Raw genomic sequence first — 25,012 nt, forward strand, 5'->3', positions numbered from 1 at the left:
AAAACCTGCCCTCGCCGGCAGCAAAATAAAAAGAAGACAGCTTTCGCCGCCTTCTTTTCTATTTTTTTTACTTGCCTGCAAAACGCCCAATCCGCTTTACCGCTTCCTGGAGCTGCTCCATTGACGAAGCATACGAACAGCGGATAAACCCTTCTCCTCCTTTTCCAAAAACAGACCCTGGTACGACAGCTACTTTCTCTTCCCTTAACAGCGACTCAGCAAATTCCTCTGACGTCAAACCCGTGTTCCGGATAGAAGGAAAGACGTAAAACGCTCCGCCCGGCAGATGGCACTCAAGCCCGATTTCATTAAAAGACTGAACGATGTAGTTGCGGCGCCGGCGATAATCTTTCTTCATTTCTTCGACGTCGCTCATGCCCGTTTTCAGCGCTTCAAGTGCTGCATACTGGGCGGGAGTTGAAGCGCACATCATCGCATACTGGTGAATTTTCAGCATCGCCTCTGCAAGTTCACCCGGCGCGCAAATAAATCCGAGCCGCCAGCCAGTCATCGCAAACCCTTTGGAAAAACCATTAATCAAGATGGTCCGCTCTCTCATGCCGTCCAAGCTTGCGATCGATGTATGCGGAACATCGTAAGCAAGTTCTGCGTAAATTTCATCGGCAATAACAAGTAAATCGTGCTGCTTGACAATGGCGGCAATGGCTTGCAAATCTTCCCTGCCAAGTTGGGCACCGGTCGGGTTGTTAGGCGAGCAAAGCAGCAGCGCTTTCGTTTTCGGCGTAATCGCCTGCTCAAGCGCTTCCGGCTGCAGTTTAAATTGCTGCTCGCCAGTCGTTTCTACAGTTACAGCCTTACCGCCTGCCAGCTCGACAAGAGGAGTATAGGAAACGAAGCACGGCTCGACGACAATCACTTCATCTCCAGGATCAAGAATGGCACGCAGCGCTAAATCAATCGCCTGGCTTGCTCCGACCGTGACAATGATCTCTTCTTTTGGATTATAAGGCACGTAAAAACGGCCGCTGACATAACGAGCAATTTCTTCTCGTAACTCGAGCAATCCCGCGTTGGCTGTATAAGACGTATGCCCACGTTCCAGCGAAAGAATCGCTGCTTCACGTGCAGACCAGGAAGTAACAAAATCAGGCTCACCGACTCCAAGGGAGATTACTCCTTCCATTCCGGCAGCCAAATCAAAAAATTTACGAATACCGGATGGACGCATCGTTTCGACGGACTTAGCAATATAGCTTTTTGTCACTGGCATCACGGAGACACCACGATTCTATTATCACTTTGCTTTTCTTCGAAGATGATGCCGTCATGCTTATATTTTTTCAGCTGAAAATGAGTCGTTGTAGAAACAACTGAATCCAGCACAGATAATTTTTCTGATACGAACCGGGCCACTTCGTTCATCGATTGTCCCTCGACAGTAACCGATAAATCGTAAGCGCCTGACATTAAATAGACAGAGCTGACCTCTTTAAAACGATAAATTCTTTCCGCTGTTTCGTTAAAACCGACTCCGCGCTTCGGTGTCACTTTCACATCAATCATCGCTGTGACCCTCTCGCGGGCTTCAACTTTCGACCAGTCAACAAGAGCGGTATAATGGACGAGCACTTTCGCTTCTTCGAGCCGTTGAATCATTGCTTTTGTTTCTTCTTCCCCTTCACCGATCATTTTGCTCAAATCGGCTGCCGTTAAACGGGCATCTTTTTCAAGAATCTCGAGGATTTCCAACTCTTTTTTAGTAATTTTCACAAGAATTCCTCCACTTTTTCATTAAATGATACAATTATAACAAAAAATCTTGTGAACTAAAGAAATTGTTTAAATATTTTTTTATTTATTGAGAAAGGAGCTTTTTTCATGAAAAAAGAAGAAACCGTTAACGGCATTCGCCTTTCTTATGAATGGTCGCCGCATCCAGACGCAGCTGGCACGATTGTGCTGCTGCATGGCTTTTTATCTTCTTCTTTCAGTTTTCGAAAGCTCGTTCCGCTGTTAACAGAGCAATTTTCCGTGCTGGCCGTGGACTGGCCGCCGTTTGGAGCGAGTGAAAAACCGAAGCGCTATGTGTATTCATATGAAAACATTTCCAAAACAATTGCTCATTTAATTAACCAGCTTACTTCCGGACCTATCACTCTCGCCGGCCATTCCATGGGCGGCCAGCTTGTGCTGCACTTGTTGAAATACCATCCCGGAATTGCCGATAAAGCCGTGCTTCTTTGCGCCTCAGGCTATATTCCAAAAGCAAAAAAACATTTAATTGCGGCGAGCTATATGCCGTTCGTTGACCTGCTTGTGAAGAGGTGGCTAGAGAAAAGCGGCGTAGAAGGAAATTTAAAAAACGTCGTCTTTGACCAATCGTTAATTGATAAAGAAATGGTCAACGGCTACAGTCTTCCATTCGAAAAAAGAGATATTTTTCTCGGGCTTGCCCGTTTTTTGCGCCACCGGGAAGGGGACTTGACGAGTGAAGAAATCCACCAGCTAAAGACGCCGTGCCTGCTCATTTGGGGAGAGCATGACCGCATTGTACCGCTGAGCACAGGAAAGCAGCTCGCCGCCGACTTGCCCAACAGCTGCCTGGAGGTCATAAAAAAAGCCGGCCATCTCCTGCCGGAAGAAAAACCGGAGGAGACAGCCGCGCTAATAAAGGCGTTTATTCTTGGATTATAATTCACAAGCTGCATCATTTTTTACTTGCAGCAGCTGCAAAGCTACTTTTTGGCAGCTTTCCAGCGGAAGTTTTTTTTCAAAAGAAAACTCGTAAATTTCTTGAATTCTATGAGCCAGCTTGTTCGCATCGTCTAGCTGGTGCACAGCCTGAATGGTATCCGCCGTTTCTGTATCATAAAAGTCGCCGCCCACTTTAAACGGATCCCATTTCCTAAGAATGCGGCCAAACTTGATGTTCGTTCTGATATCTTTGTCCATTTCTTTCCCCTGCCTTTTTGATCAATTAAAAAACGGAAAAGTTAATCATTGCCCTTTCCGCTACAAATACTTTAACATGATTATATATTACTTTTCAGGATGGTGGAAACAATGAGTACATTTGATCGAGTGATTAACCGCACAGGCACAGGCGCTGTGAAGTGGGACAATATAAAAGCGGTATTCGGCGTGGAAGATGCGCTGCCGATGTGGGTTGCCGATATGGACTTTGAAGCACCCGACGCTGTGAAAGAAGCTGTTAAAAAGCAGGCAGAGCATGGTGTATATGGCTACACAGCTATCCCGGATTCTACGAGAGAGGCGATTCAAGGCTGGATGGCTGAACGCCACAATTGGAACATTGAACCGAACTGGCTGCTGTTCAGCCATGGAGTCGTCCCTTCACTCGGCACTGCGATAGAAGCATTTACCGACCTGGGCGACTCTGTTCTTTTGCAGTCACCGGTGTATACGCCGTTTTTCGATATGATTGAGCGCAACGGACGCCTCGTCGTCAACAGCGAACTCGTCTTGCGCGACGGTCAATATGAGATCGATTTTGAAGACTTTGAAGAAAAGTTATCTCGTGAAGAAGTGAAGCTGTTTTTACTTTGCAGCCCTCATAATCCAGGCGGCCGTGTTTGGACAAAAGCAGAACTGACAAAAGTCGCTGAACTATGCCAGAAGCACAGTGTTTTAATCGTATCAGATGAAATTCACAGCGATTTAACGGCCGAACCTCATAAACATACGCCGATTGCAGCCATTCGGGAAGGGTTTCAAGACATGGTCATCACATGTATCGCTCCGAGCAAGACGTTCAACCTTGCGGGCCTGCAGTCGTCTGCTATGATCGTGCCAAACGGCGAACTGCGCGCCAAACTGCAAAAAGCACTTGCCAAACAAGGCTTTTTCACATTAAACATGATGGGAATTGCCGCAATGGAAGCTGCATACCGTGAAGGCGGACCGTGGCTTGATGAAGCAATCGAATACATTCGTGGCAACGTCCGTCTTGTGAAGGAATTTATAGAAAGCGAACTGCCGGAATTAACAGTGATTGAGCCGGAAGGAAGCTATTTAGTCTGGATTGACTGCCGCAAGCTCGGCCTCAGCGATGAAGATTTAATGAAGAAACTTCTTCTAAAAGGCAAACTCGCCCTCGGCCAAGGATCGAAATACCGTGCCGGCGGCGAAGGCTTTATGCGCATGAACGTCGCCTGCCCGCGTTCGGTCGTTGAAGACGGATTAACGCGGTTGAAAACAGCGCTTTCGAACGAATAAGTATAACGCTACTGGCGGGATCATCACTTTTGCAAGGTGGATGAACCAATTTACTGGCCAATTTCAGACATTTACGAGCCAAAACTGAACATTTACTCGCCAGCCGACGAAATAAAAAGGAGATGCCCGAAATGCGGCATCTCCTTTTATCATACTCCTTGCTTATTCCCCCACACAAACGTATGCAGCTGTGGGAGGACGCGGACGTTTTTCCACTCGTCGTCGGGCATCACTTTGTTAATGAGCCATTCATATTTTCCGACAAGATACGACAGCAACCCGGCTGGATCTTGTTCTTGCACTTTGTCGTTTCCGGTCTGCAAAAAGAACGGGACATCTGGATACAGCTTATGCACATGTTTCGCAAAAGCTAAATCTTCTTCATTAAAAATAACCACTTTTAAACTGATAGCTTTTTCTTTTTCCGCGAGCCGGCTGACGATGAGAGTCAACTGATCAAAGTCGGTCTCCATCTTTGAACTCGGCGGTTTCGGGGAAATCGTCAATTCATCAATCTCATAAAACCAGTCCTGCCAGCGGCTGCCTTGCGTTTCAAGTGCCGTTTTAATACCTTCTTCGTGCAGCTTGGCAAGTAAAGCGGCGATTTGCGGCAACAGCGCCGGGTTCCCTCCGGAGATCGTCACGTGGTCAAATGTGTCTCCACCCGTTTTTACGAGTTCTGCCCAGATCTCATCCGCGGATAAAAGCCGGATTTGTTCTTTCGCCGATCCATCCCAAGTAAAAGCGGAATCGCACCAAGCACAGCGGTAGTCACAGCCAGCTGTCCGGACAAACATCGTTTTGCGGCCAATGACGGCTCCTTCGCCTTGCACCGTCGGACCAAACACTTCTAGTACAGGAATTTTCCTCATTGAAAATCCTCTTCCTGCGGACGGAAAATTACATAGCTTGTCGGCGTCTCCCGCAAAAAGACTTGCACACATCGTGGTGCGTTCGGCAATTTATTCAATGACTCCTGAATCACTTCCCAAAACTTTCTTGCCACAACTTCTGTCGTCGGAAAATGGTTTGGATCCATTTCATTGAATAAAGAATCTTCATTTAACACTGTATGGTCAAATCGTTTATGGATTAAGTTTTTTATATCTTGGAAGTTCACTAAAAAGCCGGACTCATTTAAGTCGTTTCCAACAACCGTCACATTGGCAAAATACGTATGGCCATGAAGGCGGCGGCAAGCGCCGGCATCTTCATGCGGCACATAATGAGCCGCGGCAAACTGAAAATCTTTATTCAATTCATATCTGTAAGAATGCATAGGCGCCGGATACATTTGCTGAATCATTTTTATCTAGCCTCCTTTTTCGCTACATACTGTTCAAGGCCGTTATTGCGGAGCTTGCACGCCGGGCATTCGCCGCAGCCGCTCCCTTTTATGCCGTTATAGCAAGTAAGCGTGCGTTCTTTCACGTAATCAAAAGCGCCGAGTTCATCGGCTAACTCCCACGTTTCCGCTTTATCGAGCCACATGAGCGGCGTATGAACGACAAAAGAATAATCCATCGACAAGTTTAACGTCACATTCAATGACTTAATAAACACATCTCGACAGTCCGGGTAGCCGCTGAAATCTGTTTCGCATACACCCGTAATAATATGGCGGGCATCATATTGCTTCGCTAGCACAGCAGCGAAGGATAAAAACAGCAAATTCCGGCCTTCTACAAAGGTAGAAGGCGGCTCCCCGTCTTTTTCAGTGATCGCCATATCCGTCCGAGTTAAGGCGCTCGGAGCCAATTGATTTAACAAAGACATATCCAAAATGTGGTGCGGCACATGTAAATCCTTTGCAATTTCAGCTGCACAATCTAGTTCAAGGCGGTGGCGCTGGCCGTAATCAAATGTCACAGCAATCACTTCATCAAAGCGCTCTTTTGCCCAGAACAGGCACGTCGTACTGTCTTGGCCGCCGCTGAATACAACAATCGCTTTTTCTTTCTTCATATTTCATCTTCCTTCTCTTTAGTTGAAAGAGGAAAGAGATTCTAGAACTGTCACTCTAAAAGACCTTTTTAAGGCAATAGAAAAAAACCGTCTTCATTCAGACAGGCTTTCCCGTAGTTTTTTATAGAGGGAGTTCGCGAACCTCTCCTGCATAAAGCAGAATTCTTCCTTTTAGTCCCGTACACTATACCATACATGAATGATATTTTAAAATAGAAAAAGCAACCATCCGCTGCTTTATTTATGCTTGATACCTTTATATTTTTCCTCTACCTTTTCTGCTTCTCTCTTGGACACTTTTTTAATATACAAAAATACAATCACACACGCCGCCATAAAAATAGTCATCGAAATAACTGCCGGAATGTATTCAGTCTTATCTTCGGGGAAGTACAAAAAGAACATACTTAACACTAATGAATTTAGCACAAGCCCTTCTCCTTTCAGCTGCTCAAGCAGCTTAATCTCTATTCAGGTGCCTTCCCTTATTATAACAAGTTCCCTTTTCCAAACCAACCGCCCACAACTAAAAAACAGCCGCCAAAAGCAGCTGCGTCAAACAATGTTCATAAAATTAAAAGCGGAGGCGCCTGTCCTGCCCCGACAAGCAAATGTTCTTTCCCCAAAGAAGTCGCTCTTTGACTTCATTGGGGAAAGAACATTTGACCTCGAGGGGCTAGGCGCTGCAGCTGGATAGTAGTAAAAGCGGCAGCGGCCGTTCAGACTCGGCAGGCATAAGACGGACCGCCGAAGTGGCGCTCTTTGCCACACAGGCGTGACGGCTTATGACCGAGAGTCTGGCCGCTGCAGCTGGATAAATTAAAAGCGGAGGCGCCTGTCCTGCCGGCAATTACTCTACTACTGTTACTTTTTCAATCACAATGTCTTCCTTCGGCTTGTCTTGGGCAGCGGTTGGCGCACTCGCGATCGCATCAACGATATCCATGCCTTCCACAACTTGCCCGAACACGGTGTGACGGAAGTCAAGCCACGGTGTGCCCCCGTTCTCCATATAAAAATCTGTCACTTCTTTCGGATAGCCGGCTTTCTCCATTTGTTCTCTAAAACCCGGGTCCATTTTGCTGTTTTGTACGATGAAAAATTGGCTGCCGTTCGTATTTGGGCCGGCATTGGCCATAGACAGAGCACCGCGGAAGTTGAATAGTTCACGGGAAAATTCATCTTCAAACGTTTCACCGTAAATGCTTTCTCCTCCCATTCCTGTTCCTTGCGGGTCGCCGCCTTGGATCATAAAGTCAGGAATGACACGGTGAAAAATAAGGCCGTCATAATAGCCATTTTTGCTGTGTGTCACAAAGTTTTCCACTGTTTTCGGGGCTTGTTCAGGGAATAGCTTAATTTTAATCGTGCCCTTATTCGTTCTCATTTCGACGAGCTGTTCGTTTTCTGCGACTTCTGTTGTTAATTGGGGATAGTTCATTTTTTTATCTCCTTCCTGTTGTTCTCTTTCTTCCACGGCCAGCTCCGGAAGCTCAGTTGATTCTTTTTTGGATTCCGTTTCTTTGCTGCAGCCAACAAGTAAAAGAAAGAAAATAGATATTGCCATAATGTAAAATCGATACATATCTTCACCCCTGCCTTTTCCACTTTAACTGATTGTCAAAAAAAAATCACCTGCCATCTTCCGGCGGCTATATATTTCTTTCGTGCTTTGATTTTGGTAGAGTAAAAGAGCAAAGGAGGTTTTTACAATGAAAACGGGAGATGTAGTCACAGCATTTTATAAAACGGGGAAATACATTGGGGAAGTAACAGCTGTCTATCCGGATCGCTGTACTGTCAAAATAATGGCCGTCCTGCGCCATCCTGCCCAGGGAGATCTCCATAATCCGAAGCAGACGGATGTACCATTTTTTCATGAAAGAAAAGCGCTTGCATTCCGGGAGCAGGCCAACATTCCGGCGACAACTATTCAGCCCTATGAAGGAAGCATTCTAAATTATAACGACTCACTGAAAGAAGCGGTCCTCACATTAAAAAACAGACTGGAGCAGGATGGAACCGCCTTTTCCGAAAAAAGTCTCGAAGCGCTGAAAGCTGTTCAAAGAGAATATGAACTTATGTACAATCTTGCATGGCCTTAAGCCATGCGATTCAACAGTTTTGAAAAATCAACGCGGTCGCCGATCGTCGGCGGCTTTGATTTTTTCATATACGTCTTGTCTTTTTCAACGAGATTGTAAATATTGTAGGTGGTCAATGCGTCATCGAGCGCCCGGTGATGCCTGCCTGTCCCTTCTTTGCCATATTCCTGAACAGCTTTCCATAAGCCTGTCTGATTGCGATCGCCAAAAAACTTTTTATATTCCATCGACAAATCGATGAAATGCCCTTTTAGCGGAAAGAGAAGATTGGCTTCTTTACAATTTCTTTTCAGCACCTTCATATCCATATTGCCCCATGTAACAACCGTGTGTTCTCCCATTCCATTCAGTTCTGCAAGCAAACGGATTAGTTCCGCAAACGGCAATCCTTCATCCACTTGCTTTTGGCTGATTTTAAGAAAGCGCTTGCATCTTTTTGTCAGTTTCGGAAAAGCGGTCGGCACTACATACGAAGAAAACGTATGAACGATTTTTTCCCCTTCGACAGCTACTAAGCCCGCTTCGATAATTTCAGGATAAAAGCCTTGCGCCGTCAACTCGGCATCCGGCATCGAAAATTCAAAATCGATAAAAAACAATTTTTTATTCACGAAATCCTCTCCTCCAATCAAAACGAATCTCTTGTTTTCTATTATACCATTAATTTTCAAAAAAATTAGATTCTTCTTTTTCTTCTTCACCTTTCCTCTACTCACTAATACTTCTTAAATTTTCCTATTTTTATCTTCATAGACTCTTTCTAAATCGCCATCTTTCGATTATGATGATGGAAGGATTATTTTTACTTATTTTCTCACAGGCACAACAAACTAGATGGAGAAGGCGGTTTACGGAATGAGGACGGTTTTTGGTTATATGTTAATAGTTTTGCTCCTCCCTGTAGCTGTGTTTTTATTTTACTTCGCGAACGCAGAAGCACAAAAAGTCAGGAGCTTTGATGAAGTAGTGGAAGAAAAGATTGTCATTAATGAAGTTCATCTTCCTCAAGCAAGCAAATTAGTCGATAAGGACGGGAACTCTTTTTTGGAGATTCATCAGCCGTACCGGATCATTACAGACGGCAAAAACATTCCTCCTTTTTTAAAAGAAGTTTTTCTGCAGTCAGAAGACCAGCACTTTTATGATCATTCCGGTATTAACGCAGCGGCTGTCATGCGGGCGCTGCTCGTCAATGCGAAAGCTGATGGGATTGAACAGGGAGCAAGCACGATCACGCAGCAGCTTGCCCGCAATATTTATTTGTCGCATGATCGGACTCTTGTCCGGAAAGTATCAGAAGTATTATATGCATATGAACTTGAAAAAAGGCTATCGAAAGATGAAATTTTAAACCTTTATTTACATGCTATTTATTTTAATCATCAAGTATACGGCGTTGAAGCTGCTTCACAGTTTTACTTTAAAAAGCACGTCAATGAACTGACGAAAGCACAAATGGCATTTATTGCGGCTATTCCAAACAACCCGTCATTATATGACCCGATCCGCCATTTTGATAACACGAAAAAGCGGCAAGAACGGCTCATTGATGTGATGCAGCGGGAAGAATTTATCACTGCATCAGAAGCAGAAACAATTAAAAAAGAGCCGATCAAGCTCCAAGTTAGAGACCGAATAGACAAATATGCCAGCTACTCTACTTACGTAGAAGATGAATTAAAACAGTTAATCGCCAAAACAGAAGGCTTCGACCAGCAGATGAAAAATGCAAAAGGCGAAGAAAAAACCTTGATCGAACACAAATTGAAAGACCGTGTAGAAAAAGTAAAATCATCCGGTATTGTTATTCATACTGCGCTTGATCCTGCTCTTCAACAAAAAGCAGAAAATGCCGTCAATTCAACGCTCGCTGGCTCATCCGTGCAGGCATCAGCAGCCGTCATTAAAAATGACTCGCGCGATGTAGTTGCTCTTGTTGGCGGGAAAAATTTTGATAGAACCCAGTTTAATAGGAGCTTTCAAGGGTTCCGCCAGCCCGGATCTACGATTAAACCGCTGCTTGATTTTGCGCCTTACATTAATACGACTAACGCTGGCGTTACTAGCATGGTAAGCGCCGATAAATATTGTATTGCAGGCTGGTGCCCGAAAAACTACAGCGGCAAAGAATACGGCATGGTGACGCTTAAAACAGCGTTATCCAAGTCATACAACACAGCAGCCGTGCGTTTATACGTGAAAACAGGTCCAGAAAGAGCTTATTCCTATTTAGAGAAATTTAACTTCGAAAGAATGACAGATGTAGACCGGCATCCAGGTGCATACGGCAAAGCACTTGGCGGCTTTAAATACGGCATGACTACACTCGAAATCGCGGGAGCATATACCTCCTTTATCGACGGTACATTTACAAAACCGCGTGCCATTCAAAAAGTAACAGATCGTCAAGGCAACTTGCTCTATGAGTGGAAAGATGAGCCGCAAACAATCTGGTCCAAAGCAACAACGTATAAAATGCGCGCCTTGTTAGCAGATGTTATTTACAATGGAACAGGTAAAAAAGCGAATCCTGGTAAATCGTATGCCGGCGGCAAAACCGGCACAACGAACAGTACGAAAGACCTCTGGTTCGCCGGTTTAACGGATCAATACACAGCCAGCGTCTGGGTCGGAAAAGATCGTCCTGAGAGCATCCGCTATTTAGAAAGCTATGCACCGAACCAAGTGATTTGGCGCAAAATTATGCGCTGACGAAAAAAGCAACGAGGAATTGTTCCTTGTTGCTTTTTTTATAGTTTAATAGGATTTAATGAAACTTTTTGCGTTGTTCACCATTTTGCTCTGTTTGTCCACGATCCCTGTCCCTTATTCACCATTTCTCCCTTTTGTTCATTACTTTGATTGTTTTTCCGAAGTTTCCCCGCAAAAACGCAAATAAAAAAACCGCCAAAGCGGTTTTTTTATAACGGCAGGCTGCCGAGCAGTCCGTTGTAGATTTTCATTCCGATCAGAGCCAGTGTAATGCCAAATGCAGACCATGAAACGACTTGAAAAGTGATAATGCCAATTAAATTTGCCATGGAAAGCGCCGGGCTTGCTTTATAAACAAAGAAAATAAGATAGCCTGCTGCAGTTAATAGAAAGATAACTACAATCCCGATCAGCGATGAAAAGCTGATTAATGAAATTAAACCACCGGCAAAAAAGATGATTGACCCGTTTCGGACTGCTTTTAACAAATCCCCTTCTGTATCTTTAGAAAAAAACAAAAGTGACAGTTCATTCAACGTATTCGCGACAACTTTTAAACCTGCGATCACAAAAAAGAACATTAGCATTAAAGCAAAAGTGATGGCCAGCTTCATTTCCGTCTCGGTGAACAATTCGAGGATTTCTGTGTATAAACCGACTTGTTTAAAGAGTGAAATGATAAGACTTTGGGCAAATAAAGCAAGAGATAAACTAAATAACAAAATAGCTACTAGAGGCAAATAGCCAGTTAAATAAGTATTTTTCATGAAGATTATACGCTCCTGTTCCGTTCAATCCATTTTATTATGCAAGAGCTGACAAACAAAGACAAGTTCTTTTTTAATATTTTTTGGAAAATGCACACCTTTTTTGGCAGAAAAGATACAGGCAATAAGGAGGATTAAAAATTTTTTAACGAGTCATTATTCCATGTTTCTTCATATTTATTATTATTGATCGAGTTTTCAGCAAGTTTCGTTTTTAGACAATGCATGAAGTGATTTTTTACGTTATAATGCTTTTGGAGGTTTTAAATTGCGTGGCAAAACAAATAAGCACACAGTTAAAAAGGAATTGGTACACGCCAGCGAACGCCTTTCTCTTCATTCGGTGTTCTTTTATTTTTTGTACACATATTAATTAGTCCACAAGGGGGGATTTCTTTGTCTTTACTTCACTTGGCCATCTTTTCTCCTTTTTTAATGGCTATGTTAGTTCCTTTTTTTTATAAGGGGCTTCGAAGCATACATACAGGCTGGTTTGTTCTCGTCCTGCCTATTTTGTTGTTTACTTACTTTCTCGGGTTCCTTCCGATTACCCGAAACAATCAGGCAGTCGAAAAATCATTCGACTGGATTCCATCGCTCGGCATCAGCTTTACCGCTTATGTAGACGGGCTGGGACTTCTATTTGCTTTACTCATTACCGGGATTGGTGCGCTCGTCGTTCTTTATTCCATCTTTTACTTATCAAAGGAAAAAGAAAGCCTGCACAACTTCTATGTGTATTTGCTGCTGTTTATGGGCGCAATGCTTGGTGTTGTACTGTCGGATAACCTCATTACGCTCTATATGTTTTGGGAACTGACCTCTATTTCTTCTTTCCTGTTGATTGCCTATTGGTACGATCGTGAACGCTCCCGTTATGGCGCGCTGAAATCGATGCTATTAACAGTATTTGGCGGTCTTTCCATGCTCGGCGGAATTTTGCTTCTGTCCCTCATGGGAGATACGTTCAGTGTGCGTGAACTCATCTCGCAAGCTGGTGAGCTAAATGAACACCCTCTCTTCCTATTTGCGATGATACTCGTTTTGCTCGGGGCTTTTACGAAATCGGCACAGTTTCCATTTTACATCTGGCTCCCTGATGCCATGGAAGCGCCTACACCTGTTAGTGCTTACTTGCATTCCGCTACAATGGTGAAAGCAGGCATTTACTTAGTTGCCCGCCTTAGTCCGATATTCGCTTTTTCAGGCTATTGGTTTTGGATTGTCGGTGCAGTCGGGATTTTCACGTTATTCTGGGGATCACTCAATGCAGTCAAACAAACCGATTTAAAAGGGATTCTTGCCTTTTCCACAGTGAGCCAGCTCGGTTTAATTATGTCGCTGCTCGGGGTAGGGGCTGCTGCTCTTCACTTTGATGCTTTGGATGATAACATTTATACCGCTGCCACGATTGCTGCTGTCTTCCATTTAATCAACCACGCCACATTTAAAGGCAGTTTGTTTATGGTTGTCGGTGTTGTCGATCATGAAACCGGCACACGGGATATTCGTAAGCTCGGCGGCTTGCTCGGCTTTATGCCTGTCACCTTTACTATTGCTGTCATTGGCGCTTTTTCTATGGCGGGCCTGCCTCCATTCAACGGCTTTTTGAGTAAAGAAATGTTTTTCACAGGTATGATTCAGCTTCTTGAACTAAACATCTTTAACTTGCAGACATGGGGTCTTTTATTCCCGATTCTTGCCTGGGTTGGAAGTGTCTTTACGTTTATTTACAGCATGATGATTGTTTTTAAAACATTTTCCGGGAAATATCAGCCCGAAAAACTCGACAAAAAACCGCACGAAGCTCCTGTCGGCATGCTTATCTCACCAATGATCCTCGCTGCGCTTGTTGTCGTATTCGGTCTTTTCCCGAATTTGCTGTCATACAGCTTAATCCAGCCGGCCGCTGCTGCGATTATTCCTTCGCTCGTCGGTCCTGGTGAAAAGCTATCTGTTCATATTTCCCACTGGCACGGATTTTCTACTGAACTGCTGATGACAATTGGTGTAGTAGCTCTCGGGGCTCTTATGTATGTCACACTAAGTAAATGGATCAAATTGTACACCGTATTTCCAGGGAAAGTTTCTTTAAATAATTTGTATGATACTAGCTTATACGCAGCTGAACGCGGAGCTTATTCGATGACAAAATCTTATATGAACGGCTTTATCCGTACATATCTCGTTTATATTTTTGTCTTCTTTATCGGCATCCTTGGTTTCACGATGTGGACTGAAAATGCGTTTACTTTTAATCAAAATAATTTAGCTCCGATCGGTGTGTATGAAATCGTACTTGTCGTTATTATTACGGCCGGTATTATCACTATTTTAATGGCGAAATCACGCTTAACCTCGATTATTGCTTTAGGAGCTGTCGGATACACCGTTTCTTTATTCTTCGTTATTTTCCGGGCCCCGGACTTGGCGTTGACGCAATTAGTCATTGAAACAGTATCTGTCGCCTTGTTCCTGCTGTGCTTCTTCCATTTGCCGCAGCTTAGCCGCCATGAAGAAAGGATGGGCTTTAAACTCGGCAATGTACTCGTTTCACTCGGAGTCGGCGCGATGGTCACGCTAATGGCCATTTCCGCCCACAGTAATAAAATGTTCGATTCAATCTCTAGCTATTACGTAGCCAACACATATGAAAAAGCCGCAGGTAAGAATATGGTAAACGTCATCCTTGTTGACTTCCGCGGATTTGACACGTTGTTCGAAATTAGTGTACTCGCCATTGCCGGTCTCGGTATTTTCGGCATGATCAAGCTTCGATTATCGAAGAAAGGAGAAGAAGCAGATGAAAACTAATGATGTGATTTTACAAACAACGAGTAAAGTGGTCTTTTTCATGATTGTCCTCTTTGCCATCCACTTATTCTTTGCCGGGCACTACAACCCCGGCGGCGGATTCGTTGGCGGATTAATGACTTCAGGGGCGATCGTCTTGCTTCTTCTCGCTTTTGATATTAAAACAGTAGTCAAAGGATTTCCGATTGATTACATAATTTTAGTCGGAATCGGCCTGCTTTTCGCAGTCGGCACAGCAGCCGGCTCTCTGTTGTTCAACATTCCCTTTTTCACGCATGCGTTCGGTGACGTTACTTTGCCGGTTTTAGGAAAGACATCGTTGCATACAGCCATGTTGTTTGATACAGGGGTTTATTTAGTTGTCATTGGTGTGACCATGACCATTATTCAAACGATAGGAGAGAGTGAATAATGGAAATATTAATGTCTTTAGTGATCGGCGCATTGCTCGCGAGCGCCGTCTACTTGATGCTTTCGAAAAGTTTATTGCGCATTATTATTGGCACCGGGCTGTTAAGCCACGGCGCCCACTTATTAATCATAACAATGGGCGGTCTGAAGAGAGGCGCAGCTCCTCTTCTCGGTGAAGAAGCAGCTGCATACGTGGACCCGCTGCCGCAGGCACTTATTTTGACCGCCATTGTCATCAGCTTTGGTGTCACTGCTTTTTTCCTCGTATTGGCGTACAGAGCTTACCAGGAACTAGGCACGGATAACATGGATGAAATGAGAGGTAATGAAGCCAATGATTAATCTGTTAATTTTGCCGCTTTTAATTCCTCTCGTGACCGCCACTGTATTAATCTTTTTAACGAAATCAGTTGGAGCTCAGCGGGTTATTTCCGTGATTTCTACCATTGGTACACTTGCTGCTTCGATCGTTTTGTTACTAACGGTTAAAAACGAAGGCATTCAAACGATCAATGTAAGCAGTTGGGAAGCGCCATTCGGCATAACACTCGTTTCCGATATGCTGTCTGCTTTACTCGTTACAACGACGTCACTCATTACACTGTGCGTCATTCTTTACTCGTTCCGTTCCATCGGAGCCTCCCGCGAACGTTTTTATTATTATTCCGTGATCCAGTTCTTGCTCGTCGGAGTAAACGGCGCCTTTACGACAGGTGACATTTTCAATATGTTCGTCTTTTTCGAGGTCATGCTTATGGCTTCGTACGTATTGATTGTTATCGGCGGCACGAAAATTCAGCTGCGGGAATCGATTAAATATATTCTTGTGAATGTGATTTCATCCGCTCTTTTCGTTATTGCCGTCGCTCTTTTATATTCAGTCGTCGGCTCGCTGAACATGGCGGATATTTCCCAGCGCATTGCTGAAATCGGCCAGTTGCCCATCTTAACAGTCATCGCGGTGCTCTTTTTAATTGTATTTGGTTTAAAAGGAGCCATTTTCCCGCTTTATTTTTGGCTCCCGGGCTCTTACTATGCGCCGCCTGTACCAGTACTCGCTTTATTCGGCTCGTTGCTGACTAAAGTAGGCGTCTACTCCATTTTGCGGAGCTACTCGCTGTTCTTTTATCACGACCAGGCATTCACGCACGAGCTGCTCGGCATCCTCGCCATTATTACAGTGATCATCGGCGGCATCGGTGCCATCGCTTACTGGGATGTTAAGAAAATCATTATTTACAACATCATCGTAGCGGTTGGCGTGCTCGTCTACGGAATTTCAGTTGCTACAGAAGAATCGTATAAAGGCATGGTGTTTTATACGATCCATGACATGATTATTAAAGCCGCTTTGTTTTTATTAATCGGCGTGATGATCAAGATCACCGGCACGAGCGATTTACGAAAAATGGGCGGACTCATGAAAAAATACCCGTTACTCGGCTGGACATTTTTAATTGCCGCTTTTGCGCTCGCCGGTATTCCTCCGCTCAGCGGGTTCGTCGGTAAGCTATTGATTGTACGGGGCGGTTTTGCAGAGGGAGAATATGTCAGCTCGCTGATCGTTCTGCTGTCGAGTCTCGTCGTCCTTTACTCTGTCATTAAAATCTTTATGAACGGTTTCTGGAAAGCTCCGAAAGAATACCCGGGCGAAGACAGCCAGCCCGTCACCTTTTTGTGGGTGCCAGGGGCGATTCTCGTGCTCACATCTATCCTTTATGGGGTGGGCGCAGAAGTAATGTATCCGATTATTTCTCAAGCCACTGATGCACTCGTAAATCCGACAATCTACATTGATGCAGTGTTAAAGGAGTAATGTCTTATGGCTTTTCAAATTTTACTTAATTTCTTTTTAGCGTTTCTTTGGATGTTTTTGCAAGTGTCCTTTGACGGAACTACTTTTTTCGTCGGGTACCTTCTTGGCTTAATCGTACTTTACGGCATGCGCCGCTTTTTTAAAGCTGATTTTTACATGCGCCGGGTGCTCGCCGTTATTTATTTAACGCTGCTGTTTTTTAAAGAGTTATTCATGGCAAATATTGATGTATTAAAAGTTATTTTAAAGCCAAAACTCGATATTCAGCCGGGTATTTTCGCCTTGCCGATCGAGCTGAAAACAGATTGGGAAATTACGCTGCTGGCTAATTTAATTACTTTAACGCCAGGTACGCTAGTGATTGATGTATCAGACGACCAGAAAATATTGTACGTTCACGCAATTGATGTACCTGATGTTCAGGACGCCATTAAGGGCATTAAAGACTCTTTTGAAAAAGCAATTATGGAGGTGAGCCGCTAATGCTGGAAACTGTTATGCAACTCTCACTCGTTTTAGTTACGATCGCCATGATCGGTTTCGTTTACCGGCTCATTAAAGGTCCCTCCATTCCCGACCGAATCGTCGCTTTAGATGCAATTGGTATTACCCTTGTAGCTATGATCGCGATTCTTTCCATGCTGCTTCGAACGAATGCGTTTTTAGATGTCATTTTACTGCTCGGCATTTTATCATTCATCGGGACAACCGCTTTCTCCAAGTTTCTTGAGAAAGGAGAGATCATTGAAAATGACCGCAACCGCTGAAATCGTGATCATCATCTTCTTGCTGCTTGGTGTCTTTCTCACCCTTGCCGCCGCTTTCGGGGTGATCCGGCTGCCTGACGTATATACTCGCAACCATGCAGCATCAAAAAGTGCCACACTCGGTGTCATGTTGATCCTGCTCGCTTGCTTTCTTTATTTCTATTTAATCGAAGGGCACTTCAGTTCACGCGTCCTGCTCGGGATCGCTTTTATCTTTATTACTGCTCCCGTGGGTGGTCACTTGATCAGCCGTGCAGCTTACAATTCCGGTGTAAAGCTCTGGGAAAAAAGCGTGCGGGACGATTTGAAAAACAAAAAATAATGGAAAAGCCAGCGGGGCTGCCGCTGGCTTTTTCTATGCGCATGGATTGTTTTGCAGCGCTGAAAGTATGAACAAAATCCACATTCTCTTTCTCTTTGCTGAACAACACTCCAAGAACGTATAGCAGCTGCCCCGCCAACAAGCAGTTGAGACGAGGCAACTGGAAAATTAGTTCTCATACAATCTTCTTTCCTCGCTTCCGTCTTCACGGTGGACAACAAGGATGCCGTCGTGCTCTTTCACGTAATCTTTTGCCTCGTCGGATAAACCGCCTTTCGTTTCATCCGACAAAATGCTGCGTTTGCCTTCCTCTTTAATGAGCTGCCAGCCATCATCATTTTCTTTTGGCTGCAAATGATACACCGGCCGGCCTTCATCGCTGCCATGTCCCTTCCCAACTGAACTGCGGGCACGATCGATAGCGATGGCGATCGATCTCCCTTCTTCGCAGCCGTCTTCAAGCAGAGCGTTAGCAATTTCAATCGCTTTTTCGCGCACATTATCTGGCAGGTTTTTCATGGAATCGGGGTAATCTTTTTTATTCCAAGGCATACTGAATCCCTCCTCGTTATTAGATTACCCTTCTTTTCCCGTTTCCACCTTTCAAAAAACTTACTTAAGTTCTCTTAGGCACAACCGCCACTGTGCAGCGCGACAGACAAATAAGCTGTCCTTCTTCGTCACGGATATTGATTTCCCAAACCATTGTTGTCCGCCCGCGGTGTACAGCTTCGGCGACTGCAGTAACCGTTCCTTCCCGCTTCGCTTTAATATGGTTGGCGTTAATTTCGAGGCCAAAACACAGCTGAGTTTCCCTATCAATTAAATGGGCTGTACCGACACTTGCGGCTGTTTCTGCCAAAGCGACGGAAGCACCGCCATGTAAATACCCTAACGGCTGATGAGTCCGTTCATCGACTGGCATCGTCATAACAACTTTTCCTTCGCTGATTTCCACAACTTCCATTCCAAGTGTTTTTATTAACGTTTGCTTTTCTGTCATTTAAAAATTCCTCTCTCTTTAAAAATGAATAGCCGTTCATTATATATATTCTCTTTCCGTATCCTAATTCCTTTTTTAAACGCTGTTTATTTCTATGCATCTATGAATAACATATGCACCACTGTATAGGAATAAACTATTGCTTTTTTATGAAAGACAATAAAAACAAGCATTTTACCGCCTTCTCGTTGTTCTGAAAATTTTATATATTGGCATGATTTTTGCAATAAATCAATTGATTAATTACTAAGAGAAAGAGGGATAAGGATGAATAAACGAAAAGCACCGTCGCTTGGCCTTGCTTTAATTCCGATTATCGCCATGGTGACCTTTTTATTCGTTGGAATTTTTGTGTATGAAGCAGATCCCCACATTCCGCTTTTATTAAGCGGAACAGTGGCCGCTGTTATTGCGATATATCTCGGGCATACGTGGCGGGATATTGAAAAGGGAATCATTAACGCTGTGACACTGGCCATGCAGGCGCTCTTAATTTTAATGATCATCGGCACGATTATCGGCACGTGGCTGGCCGGCGGCATTGTGCCAACGATGATTTATTACGGGCTCGATATTTTGTCTCCTGCCTATTTCCTCCCGGCTGCTGCAATTATTTGCAGCATTGTGGCGATTGCTTCAGGGAATGCCTGGACAGCAGCAGGGACAATCGGCATTGCGATCATGGGAATTGGCGCCGGCCTTGGCGTCAACTTGGCAATGGTAGCGGGAGCCGTTATTTCCGGCTGTTACTTCGGCGACAAAATTTCCCCGTTATCAGAAACGACGAACATGGCTCCCGGCATTACCGGTGTGGAATTGTTTGATCATATTCGCCACATGTTATATACGACGATCCCCGCCCTATTCATTTCTGTTATCATTTATTTCTTTATCGGGCTTTCTTTTAAAGGTAAAGGAGCTGGAATGGATGAGGTGGCTGCTTTGCAGCAAAATTTAAACGATATTTTCATTATTAGCCCGTGGCTTCTGCTCGTACCGGTCGTTGTACTTGGGTTGATTGCGCTGAAAACTCCGGCTCTCCCCGGTCTTGTAATCGGCTCTATTTTAGGCGCGATCGTAGCGATTACTGTCCAAGGTGTGACTGTAGGAGATATTTTAAGCATTATGGTGTACGGCTTTGAAATGGAAACGGGCAACGAAGTACTCAATAATTTATTGAACAACGGCGGTACAGAAGCAATGATGTATACGGTGTCCCTCGTTATGATCGCCATGAGCTTCGGAGGCATTCTTGAAGTGAGCAGTGTGCTTGAAACACTTGTCACGAGTTTACTAAAGCTGGCCAAGTCGACTGGCAGCTTGATCGCCACAACAGTCGTTACATGCATGACAGCTAATGTCGTCGCCTGCGACCAGTACTTGTCCATTCTTCTTCCTGGACGAATGTACATTAAAGCATACCGAAAACGCCGCCTTCATCCGAAAAACTTGTCCCGGACATTAGAGGACGCCGGTACGATGACGTCTCCGCTCGTTCCGTGGAATACGTGCGGGGCTTTTATGACAGCTACTCTTGGCGTCTCGACATTCCAGTATGCCCCGTACGCCTTCTTATGCTTCATCAGCCCATTGATCGCTGTCATTTACGGTTACACCGGTTTTAAAATTAAAAAGCTTTCTCAAGAAGAGATCGACCGTCTGGAAGCGGAAGAACTGTCAATGGACGAGCCCGTTGAAAATGACATCGGCCGCACATCGGAAGCTTATTGAGCCTCTTTTTGTAAACGCTTTATTCATAGAAAAAGAAAAGGACCTCCGGGCTGGAGGTCCTTTTCTTTAATAATAGCCGTACGGCGGCCGGCCCGGACCGTAGTATGGATAAGGCGGGTAAGCATAATACGGTGGATAATAAGGGCGATATGGGTAATATGGACGCGCAATCGCTCCCCCAATAAGACCGCCGAGCAGTCCACCGACAAACGGGCCGCCAAAAAAAGGGATAATGCGGTTGTTTCGATACATCGATCAGAAAACCTCCTTTTTCTTTGCCTACTATGTTGTATGCGAAGCACAGGCAAAAGGCATGGGCGGTTTTTCTGCAGGCCTGTCTATAAGACCGATTTGGATGGACGATTCTTTTACAAAATTAAAGCAGCGATCCAACCGAATAAAATGACCGGAATATTGTAGTGCAGAAACGTCGGTACGCACGTATCCCAAATGTGATTGTGCTGCCCATCCACGTTCAAACCAGACGTTGGACCGAGCGTACTATCAGAAGCAGGTGATCCGGCATCTCCGAGCGCTGCTGCCGTTCCGACAAGAACAATAGTAGCCATCGGGCTGAAACCGAGCTCCAGCGCGAGCGGAACGAAAATAGTGGCGATAATCGGAATCGTAGAAAACGATGAACCGATGCCCATCGTTACGAGCAAACCGACAATAAGCATTAAGAGCGCACCGAGCGTCTGATTGCCGTCAATCAAAGCAGCTGCTTGCTCCACTAGTCGTTCGACATCTCCTGTCGCACTCATCACATTCGCAAAGCCGGAAGCAGCAATCATAACAAAGCCGATAAACGCCATCATGCGCATGCCGTCTGTCAGCAGGTTGTCTGCTTCATTCCAGCGTAAAGCCCTTGATGCATATAAAACAACAATCCCCGCAAGCGCGCCGAACACCATCGATTCTGTCCAAATCTGGGCTGCAAGTGCGGCAATAATCGCTGCCACTGAAATAGCTACACCCGACTTCGAATAGCCTTCTGTTGCAGCAGCCGCAGCAGGCATGACAGACTTTTCGTACTTCCGCGGCTTCCGGTAAGAGAAAAAGACAGCGATCAGTAAACCGCAAAGCATTCCAGCCGCCGGATAAATCATCGCTTTCGTTATATCATCCATCGCGACTGTCAATCCGCTTTCCGTTATATTTGTGACGATAATTTCATGGAAAATCTGGCCGAATCCGACCGGAAGCAACATATACGGTGTAACTAAGCCGAATGTCAGCACACAGGCTATGAGACGCCGGTCCACTTCTAATTCATTTAAAATTTGGAGAAGCGGTGGAATTAATAATGGAATAAAGGCAATATGAATAGGAATTAAGTTTTGCGAAAAACAAGCCATTAATAAAATAAAAAATACTATAAGTGCCTTTGGCAGCTTTTTCGTCCGCGCTTCTTCTTTATTTCCCACATACTTCAATACAACTTCAACAAGCGCATTCGGCAGTCCGGTACTTGAAATAGCCACCGCAAAGCCTCCGAGCATTGCATAACTCAGCGCAACGTTCGCTCCGCCGCCAACCCCTTCTGAAAAAGCACCAATCGTTCCTTCTACTCCTAAGCCGCCAATGACTCCCCCGATCAGTGCACCCGTAATCAATGAAAATACAACATTTACACGAAATAGACTGAGGAGGAGCATGACGATAACAGCTATAACAACAGCATTCATCTGAAATGCCCCTTTCACTTTAGTTTGCTAAATTGGTAGAGAACTAAAATCAAGATAGCAAATTTTGTAGGGAATTGTCAATGCCTTTTCAAAACTCCTTTTAATAACGTGTCGATATTTGTCGCAAAAAGAAAAACCTTCAAGGGAATTGAAGGTTTTAACAAGCTAAATATGCCATTGTTGACAACCAGCTTATTTCATTCGTTCCATGGCTTGCTTAACCGTCGCATACGTTTCAATCGATGAAAGATCTACTCCGATACTGACAAATTTTTGTGCTAAGTCGGGGCGTATGCCTGTGGCGATCGCTTTAATGCCAAGCAATTTGAGGATACGATGAATCTCAAATAAATGTTTTTCAACCATGTCATCGATGTGCAGAATACCTGAAAAATCAATAATTAAGTATTCCAGCTGCCATTCAGCAATTTTAGGAATAGTCGCTTCCACTAAATATTTCGCTCTTTCTTCATTAATTGTACCAATGAGCGGCAGCACGGCCAATCCATCTTGAAGCGGGACAACAGGTGCAGATAAACCTAGTATTTCTGAACGCGCTTCTTTAATTATTTCGTCTGTCACTCGTTCAAAGGCAAGAACAGTTTCTTTAATACTGATGTCAAGCATATAGTTAAATCGTTTATTAATAAAAACGACTTCTTCAGCTGGCAGTCCGAACTCTATAGAGATGTTCGTCAGTTTTTCAATAAAAACCAGACGAGTATGCGGATAACGCGCAATAATGATAGAGACCTTTTCTCCTTGAGCAGCCGTGCGTTCTCCATTTGTTTTGCTCCATTCAATCAGCCCCTCTGGCGCATCGTCTTTCTCAAATATAATGGCTTCACCTAAAAGGCTGATAAAGTCTGTATAGACAATAATGGCCGCGTCAATTTCCTGTTTAGGCACTTCAAATTCAAACCTTTGGACAATATTATGTACAATTTCATTAGCTAACTTTTCTGCGTTTTCATTTAAATAGGCCGCCACACTCGAAATGCGCTTCAACATGTCTCACTTCCCCATTTTCTTTTAATTTTATTATAATCCAAAAAAGAGTATTGAAACATAGAATTATTTTTTCCACAAAAATGACGCAGCGGAAAAAGAGATTTGCCAAAAAAAGAAGTCCTTTTCCCGGCAAATCTCTTCATTTACATCGTTACTATTTCGTTCTTCTCATTGCTAACAGTGCAAGCGTCCGGGCCATTACGCCTGTCGCTCCTGCCGGCCCTAAAGCTCCTGCTTTGTTCATATCTGCTGTGCCGGCAATGTCGAGATGCACCCACGGCGTGTCTTCCGCGAATTCCCCGACAAAACCACCGCCCATAATCGCATGGCCTTCACGCCCTGGCGAATTATTCAAATCAGCAATTTTACTGTTGCGGATGCGCTGCTTGTCTTTTTCCGTGAGCGGCAGCTGCCAGACGAATTCGCCTGCTTCCTTGGACGCGTCAAGTACTTCTTCAAAAAAAGCGTCATTATTCGTCATCGCCCCTGTTTTATCCGTACCGAGCGCCACGACCACTCCCCCGGTTAATGTAGCGACATCTACTAAATAGTCTGCTTTGTGATACTTGGCATATGTCATCGCATCTGCCAGCACGAGACGTCCTTCTGCATCAGTGTTCAGCACTTCAATTGTTTTCCCGCTCATCGATGTAATCACATCATCCGGCTTAAATGCTTCACCGCTGACCATGTTATCCGTCGAAGGGATGACGGCGACGACATTTTGATCAGGCTTTAATTCACCGATAATTTCCATCGCTCCAAGTACAGCGGCTGCGCCGCCCATATCCATTTTCATGCCGACAAGGCCGTCTTTCGGCTTAATAGAATAACCACCGGTATCAAACGTAATTCCTTTGCCGACGAGACCGAGCACGTCTTTCCACTCTTCTTGCGGCTGGTATTTCAGCGCAATCATTTTTGGTGGTTCCACCGATCCTTTATTAACCGCCAAAAAAGCGCCCATGCCGAGCTTTTCCATCTCTTCTTTTTCGAGAATTTCCACTTCGAACCCGTAAGTCTCGGCTAACTTTTTTGCATGGTCTGCCATGCCAGAAGCCGTCAGCATATTTGCTGGCGTGTTGACAAGTGTCCGGGCAGAGTTTGTCCCTTGGCTCAGCACGTACCCAACATGAAGAGCGGCTTTCACTTCTTCTGCATTTGCTTTCGTATACACAGCGATTTGTTCGATAGACTGCTCAGGATCATTGGACGGCTGTTTATACCCTTTAAATTCATAAGAAGCGAGTCCGAACGCTTCACTGAATGCATGCGCAGCATCGTCTACACTAATGTTTTCGCATACGAAACTATCAAGCGCTACCGCTGCAGAGGCAAGTTTCAACTTTTTCATTTGCTGAACAGCTGTACCGATAGCTTCTTTCATTTCGTGAAAATCTGCTTGTTTTTCTTTGCCGAGCCCGATAAAAAGGAGCCTTTTCACAGGAATTCTCCCTAATGCAGGAATCATGGCTGCTTCGTGTTTTTTTGCTGAAATATCGCCTTCTTTCACAAGCTCGGTCAGTTCGCCAGTCATTGCTTCATCCAGCTTGGCAAGTTCCCCTTCAAACTTGATCGGGCGGTCATAAAGCCCGACGATAACAACTTCTTCTTTTTGTTCAAAAAACAAATTATTTTTAACTGTAAACATACACCCACCTCCATCGTCATTATACAGGAAAGAATTTCCCGGGACGAATGGA

At 44.6% G+C, this 25,012-nt stretch carries 28 protein-coding genes and 1 riboswitch; of the genes, 12 read left to right on the plus strand and 16 right to left on the minus strand.

What is annotated here, in order from left to right:
- Positions 1-67: 67 nt before the first annotated feature.
- Together F9802_RS07915 and F9802_RS07920 are read right to left on the minus strand one after the other, a co-directional pair.
- Positions 68-1,231, minus strand: a complete 1,164-nt coding sequence (locus tag F9802_RS07915) for an aminotransferase (RefSeq protein ID WP_152150710.1) — start codon at positions 1,229-1,231, stop codon at positions 68-70.
- Complete coding sequence (locus F9802_RS07920; RefSeq protein ID WP_152150712.1) at positions 1,231-1,731, minus strand: Lrp/AsnC family transcriptional regulator; 501 nt, start codon at positions 1,729-1,731, stop codon at positions 1,231-1,233. Before F9802_RS07920 ends, F9802_RS07915 begins: the two co-directional genes overlap by 1 nt.
- A 108-nt stretch (positions 1,732-1,839) precedes the next feature.
- On the opposite strand from F9802_RS07920, the gene F9802_RS07925 reads away from it, so the two are divergent.
- Positions 1,840-2,655 (plus strand): alpha/beta fold hydrolase, encoded by an 816-nt coding sequence (locus F9802_RS07925; protein WP_152150714.1) that lies wholly within the window; start codon positions 1,840-1,842, stop codon positions 2,653-2,655.
- On the opposite strand, the gene F9802_RS07930 is transcribed toward F9802_RS07925, so the two are convergent.
- Positions 2,650-2,913: a DUF1871 family protein gene (locus F9802_RS07930; RefSeq protein WP_152150716.1), complete on the minus strand. Its 264-nt coding sequence runs from the start codon at positions 2,911-2,913 to the stop codon at positions 2,650-2,652. The genes F9802_RS07925 and F9802_RS07930 overlap by 6 nt on opposite strands.
- Before the next feature lie 111 nt (positions 2,914-3,024).
- Between F9802_RS07930 and F9802_RS07935 the strand changes: the two genes are divergently transcribed.
- The gene (locus F9802_RS07935; protein WP_152150718.1) at positions 3,025-4,197 is read left to right on the plus strand and encodes a MalY/PatB family protein; all 1,173 of its coding nucleotides are present in this window, start codon (positions 3,025-3,027) and stop codon (positions 4,195-4,197) included.
- Between the two features lie 149 nt (positions 4,198-4,346).
- Here F9802_RS07935 and queE read toward each other — a convergent pair whose 3' ends face one another.
- The 5 genes from queE to F9802_RS07960 form a co-directional block, all read right to left on the minus strand.
- Complete coding sequence (queE, locus tag F9802_RS07940; RefSeq protein WP_152150720.1) at positions 4,347-5,069, minus strand: 7-carboxy-7-deazaguanine synthase QueE; 723 nt, start codon at positions 5,067-5,069, stop codon at positions 4,347-4,349.
- The gene (locus F9802_RS07945; RefSeq protein WP_152150722.1) at positions 5,066-5,503 is read right to left on the minus strand and encodes a 6-carboxytetrahydropterin synthase; all 438 of its coding nucleotides are present in this window, start codon (positions 5,501-5,503) and stop codon (positions 5,066-5,068) included. The genes queE and F9802_RS07945 overlap by 4 nt, the downstream gene beginning before the upstream one ends.
- Before the next feature lie 2 nt (positions 5,504-5,505).
- A complete protein-coding gene (queC, locus tag F9802_RS07950) occupies positions 5,506-6,162 on the minus strand; it encodes a 7-cyano-7-deazaguanine synthase QueC (RefSeq protein ID WP_152150724.1) in 657 nt (218 codons plus the stop codon).
- A 107-nt stretch (positions 6,163-6,269) separates the two neighbouring features.
- Positions 6,270-6,313, minus strand: a riboswitch (PreQ1 riboswitch).
- An 86-nt stretch (positions 6,314-6,399) separates the two neighbouring features.
- Positions 6,400-6,591, minus strand: coding sequence for a hypothetical protein (locus F9802_RS07955; RefSeq protein WP_152150726.1), 192 nt, complete (start codon positions 6,589-6,591; stop codon positions 6,400-6,402).
- 421 nt (positions 6,592-7,012) lie between these two features.
- Positions 7,013-7,603 carry a peptidylprolyl isomerase gene (locus tag F9802_RS07960; protein ID WP_152151328.1) on the minus strand — a complete coding sequence of 197 codons (591 nt, stop codon included), beginning with the start codon at positions 7,601-7,603 and terminating at the stop codon, positions 7,013-7,015.
- Positions 7,604-7,874: 271 nt separating this feature from the next.
- Between F9802_RS07960 and F9802_RS07965 the strand changes: the two genes are divergently transcribed.
- Positions 7,875-8,267, plus strand: coding sequence for a kinase-associated lipoprotein B (locus tag F9802_RS07965; protein WP_152150727.1), 393 nt, complete (start codon positions 7,875-7,877; stop codon positions 8,265-8,267).
- Here the strand turns inward: F9802_RS07965 and kapD are convergent.
- Positions 8,264-8,878: a 3'-5' exonuclease KapD gene (gene kapD / locus F9802_RS07970; RefSeq protein ID WP_225435238.1), complete on the minus strand. Its 615-nt coding sequence runs from the start codon at positions 8,876-8,878 to the stop codon at positions 8,264-8,266. The two genes, F9802_RS07965 and kapD, sit on opposite strands and share 4 nt — an antisense overlap.
- A 244-nt stretch (positions 8,879-9,122) precedes the next feature.
- On the opposite strand from kapD, the gene F9802_RS07975 reads away from it, so the two are divergent.
- On the plus strand, positions 9,123-10,979 hold the full coding sequence (locus F9802_RS07975) for a transglycosylase domain-containing protein (RefSeq protein ID WP_152150729.1): 1,857 nt from the start codon (positions 9,123-9,125) through the stop codon (positions 10,977-10,979).
- Between the two features lie 209 nt (positions 10,980-11,188).
- Here F9802_RS07975 and F9802_RS07980 read toward each other — a convergent pair whose 3' ends face one another.
- Positions 11,189-11,746: a DUF5366 family protein gene (locus tag F9802_RS07980; RefSeq protein WP_152150731.1), complete on the minus strand. Its 558-nt coding sequence runs from the start codon at positions 11,744-11,746 to the stop codon at positions 11,189-11,191.
- Positions 11,747-12,142: 396 nt separating this feature from the next.
- On the opposite strand from F9802_RS07980, the gene F9802_RS07985 reads away from it, so the two are divergent.
- From F9802_RS07985 to mnhG, 7 genes are read left to right on the plus strand one after another with little or no spacing between them, the layout of a single operon-like run.
- A complete protein-coding gene (locus tag F9802_RS07985) occupies positions 12,143-14,560 on the plus strand; it encodes a Na+/H+ antiporter subunit A (RefSeq protein WP_152150733.1) in 2,418 nt (805 codons plus the stop codon).
- Complete coding sequence (locus tag F9802_RS07990; protein WP_152150735.1) at positions 14,550-14,972, plus strand: Na(+)/H(+) antiporter subunit B; 423 nt, start codon at positions 14,550-14,552, stop codon at positions 14,970-14,972. Before F9802_RS07985 ends, F9802_RS07990 begins: the two co-directional genes overlap by 11 nt.
- Entirely contained in the window at positions 14,972-15,313 is a 342-nt protein-coding gene (locus F9802_RS07995) for a Na(+)/H(+) antiporter subunit C (RefSeq protein WP_152150737.1), read from the plus strand. Before F9802_RS07990 ends, F9802_RS07995 begins: the two co-directional genes overlap by 1 nt.
- Positions 15,306-16,787 carry a Na+/H+ antiporter subunit D gene (locus tag F9802_RS08000; RefSeq protein ID WP_152150738.1) on the plus strand — a complete coding sequence of 494 codons (1,482 nt, stop codon included), beginning with the start codon at positions 15,306-15,308 and terminating at the stop codon, positions 16,785-16,787. The genes F9802_RS07995 and F9802_RS08000 overlap by 8 nt, the downstream gene beginning before the upstream one ends.
- A gap of 6 nt (positions 16,788-16,793) precedes the next feature.
- Complete coding sequence (locus F9802_RS08005; protein WP_152150740.1) at positions 16,794-17,270, plus strand: Na+/H+ antiporter subunit E; 477 nt, start codon at positions 16,794-16,796, stop codon at positions 17,268-17,270.
- Positions 17,270-17,554 carry a Na(+)/H(+) antiporter subunit F1 gene (locus tag F9802_RS08010; protein WP_152150742.1) on the plus strand — a complete coding sequence of 95 codons (285 nt, stop codon included), beginning with the start codon at positions 17,270-17,272 and terminating at the stop codon, positions 17,552-17,554. The genes F9802_RS08005 and F9802_RS08010 overlap by 1 nt, the downstream gene beginning before the upstream one ends.
- Positions 17,538-17,876 carry a monovalent cation/H(+) antiporter subunit G gene (mnhG, locus tag F9802_RS08015; protein ID WP_152151332.1) on the plus strand — a complete coding sequence of 113 codons (339 nt, stop codon included), beginning with the start codon at positions 17,538-17,540 and terminating at the stop codon, positions 17,874-17,876. Before F9802_RS08010 ends, mnhG begins: the two co-directional genes overlap by 17 nt.
- Before the next feature lie 168 nt (positions 17,877-18,044).
- On the opposite strand, the gene F9802_RS08020 is transcribed toward mnhG, so the two are convergent.
- Both F9802_RS08020 and F9802_RS08025 read right to left on the minus strand, forming a co-directional pair.
- Positions 18,045-18,428 carry a DUF2188 domain-containing protein gene (locus tag F9802_RS08020; RefSeq protein ID WP_152150744.1) on the minus strand — a complete coding sequence of 128 codons (384 nt, stop codon included), beginning with the start codon at positions 18,426-18,428 and terminating at the stop codon, positions 18,045-18,047.
- Positions 18,429-18,492: 64 nt separating this feature from the next.
- Positions 18,493-18,879 (minus strand): hotdog fold thioesterase, encoded by a 387-nt coding sequence (locus tag F9802_RS08025; RefSeq protein WP_152150746.1) that lies wholly within the window; start codon positions 18,877-18,879, stop codon positions 18,493-18,495.
- A 267-nt stretch (positions 18,880-19,146) separates the two neighbouring features.
- On the opposite strand from F9802_RS08025, the gene nhaC reads away from it, so the two are divergent.
- Complete coding sequence (nhaC, locus tag F9802_RS08030) at positions 19,147-20,610, plus strand: Na+/H+ antiporter NhaC (protein ID WP_152150748.1); 1,464 nt, start codon at positions 19,147-19,149, stop codon at positions 20,608-20,610.
- Between the two features lie 66 nt (positions 20,611-20,676).
- Here nhaC and F9802_RS08035 read toward each other — a convergent pair whose 3' ends face one another.
- The 4 genes from F9802_RS08035 to F9802_RS08050 form a co-directional block, all read right to left on the minus strand.
- Entirely contained in the window at positions 20,677-20,862 is a 186-nt protein-coding gene (locus F9802_RS08035; protein ID WP_152150750.1) for a hypothetical protein, read from the minus strand.
- A 116-nt stretch (positions 20,863-20,978) separates the two neighbouring features.
- A complete protein-coding gene (locus F9802_RS08040; protein WP_152150752.1) occupies positions 20,979-22,298 on the minus strand; it encodes a Na+/H+ antiporter family protein in 1,320 nt (439 codons plus the stop codon).
- 192 nt (positions 22,299-22,490) lie between these two features.
- On the minus strand, positions 22,491-23,309 hold the full coding sequence (locus F9802_RS08045; RefSeq protein WP_225435240.1) for an STAS domain-containing protein: 819 nt from the start codon (positions 23,307-23,309) through the stop codon (positions 22,491-22,493).
- Between the two features lie 154 nt (positions 23,310-23,463).
- The gene (locus tag F9802_RS08050; RefSeq protein WP_152150753.1) at positions 23,464-24,960 is read right to left on the minus strand and encodes a leucyl aminopeptidase; all 1,497 of its coding nucleotides are present in this window, start codon (positions 24,958-24,960) and stop codon (positions 23,464-23,466) included.
- Positions 24,961-25,012: the final 52 nt, after the last annotated feature.

It is taken from the genome of Bacillus aerolatus, assembly GCF_009183655.1.
Taxonomy (GTDB): Bacteria; Bacillota; Bacilli; order Bacillales; family Domibacillaceae; genus Pseudobacillus; species Pseudobacillus aerolatus.

Coding starts and splice junctions, on each gene's coding strand:
- F9802_RS07915 (WP_152150710.1), bottom strand. CDS start 1,231: ATGCCAGTGACAAAAAGCTATATTGCTAAGTCCGTCGAAACGATGCGT.
- F9802_RS07925 (WP_152150714.1), top strand. CDS start 1,840: ATGAAAAAAGAAGAAACCGTTAACGGCATTCGCCTTTCTTATGAATGG.
- F9802_RS07930 (WP_152150716.1), bottom strand. CDS start 2,913: ATGGACAAAGATATCAGAACGAACATCAAGTTTGGCCGCATTCTTAGG.
- F9802_RS07935 (WP_152150718.1), top strand. CDS start 3,025: ATGAGTACATTTGATCGAGTGATTAACCGCACAGGCACAGGCGCTGTG.
- queE (WP_152150720.1), bottom strand. CDS start 5,069: ATGAGGAAAATTCCTGTACTAGAAGTGTTTGGTCCGACGGTGCAAGGC.
- F9802_RS07945 (WP_152150722.1), bottom strand. CDS start 5,503: ATGATTCAGCAAATGTATCCGGCGCCTATGCATTCTTACAGATATGAA.
- queC (WP_152150724.1), bottom strand. CDS start 6,162: ATGAAGAAAGAAAAAGCGATTGTTGTATTCAGCGGCGGCCAAGACAGT.
- F9802_RS07960 (WP_152151328.1), bottom strand. CDS start 7,603: ATGAACTATCCCCAATTAACAACAGAAGTCGCAGAAAACGAACAGCTC.
- F9802_RS07965 (WP_152150727.1), top strand. CDS start 7,875: ATGAAAACGGGAGATGTAGTCACAGCATTTTATAAAACGGGGAAATAC.
- F9802_RS07975 (WP_152150729.1), top strand. CDS start 9,123: ATGAGGACGGTTTTTGGTTATATGTTAATAGTTTTGCTCCTCCCTGTA.
- F9802_RS07980 (WP_152150731.1), bottom strand. CDS start 11,746: ATGAAAAATACTTATTTAACTGGCTATTTGCCTCTAGTAGCTATTTTG.
- F9802_RS07990 (WP_152150735.1), top strand. CDS start 14,550: ATGAAAACTAATGATGTGATTTTACAAACAACGAGTAAAGTGGTCTTT.
- F9802_RS07995 (WP_152150737.1), top strand. CDS start 14,972: ATGGAAATATTAATGTCTTTAGTGATCGGCGCATTGCTCGCGAGCGCC.
- F9802_RS08000 (WP_152150738.1), top strand. CDS start 15,306: ATGATTAATCTGTTAATTTTGCCGCTTTTAATTCCTCTCGTGACCGCC.
- F9802_RS08005 (WP_152150740.1), top strand. CDS start 16,794: ATGGCTTTTCAAATTTTACTTAATTTCTTTTTAGCGTTTCTTTGGATG.
- F9802_RS08010 (WP_152150742.1), top strand. CDS start 17,270: ATGCTGGAAACTGTTATGCAACTCTCACTCGTTTTAGTTACGATCGCC.
- mnhG (WP_152151332.1), top strand. CDS start 17,538: ATGACCGCAACCGCTGAAATCGTGATCATCATCTTCTTGCTGCTTGGT.
- F9802_RS08020 (WP_152150744.1), bottom strand. CDS start 18,428: ATGCCTTGGAATAAAAAAGATTACCCCGATTCCATGAAAAACCTGCCA.
- F9802_RS08025 (WP_152150746.1), bottom strand. CDS start 18,879: ATGACAGAAAAGCAAACGTTAATAAAAACACTTGGAATGGAAGTTGTG.
- nhaC (WP_152150748.1), top strand. CDS start 19,147: ATGAATAAACGAAAAGCACCGTCGCTTGGCCTTGCTTTAATTCCGATT.
- F9802_RS08035 (WP_152150750.1), bottom strand. CDS start 20,862: ATGTATCGAAACAACCGCATTATCCCTTTTTTTGGCGGCCCGTTTGTC.
- F9802_RS08040 (WP_152150752.1), bottom strand. CDS start 22,298: ATGAATGCTGTTGTTATAGCTGTTATCGTCATGCTCCTCCTCAGTCTA.
- F9802_RS08045 (WP_225435240.1), bottom strand. CDS start 23,309: ATGTTGAAGCGCATTTCGAGTGTGGCGGCCTATTTAAATGAAAACGCA.
- F9802_RS08050 (WP_152150753.1), bottom strand. CDS start 24,960: ATGTTTACAGTTAAAAATAATTTGTTTTTTGAACAAAAAGAAGAAGTT.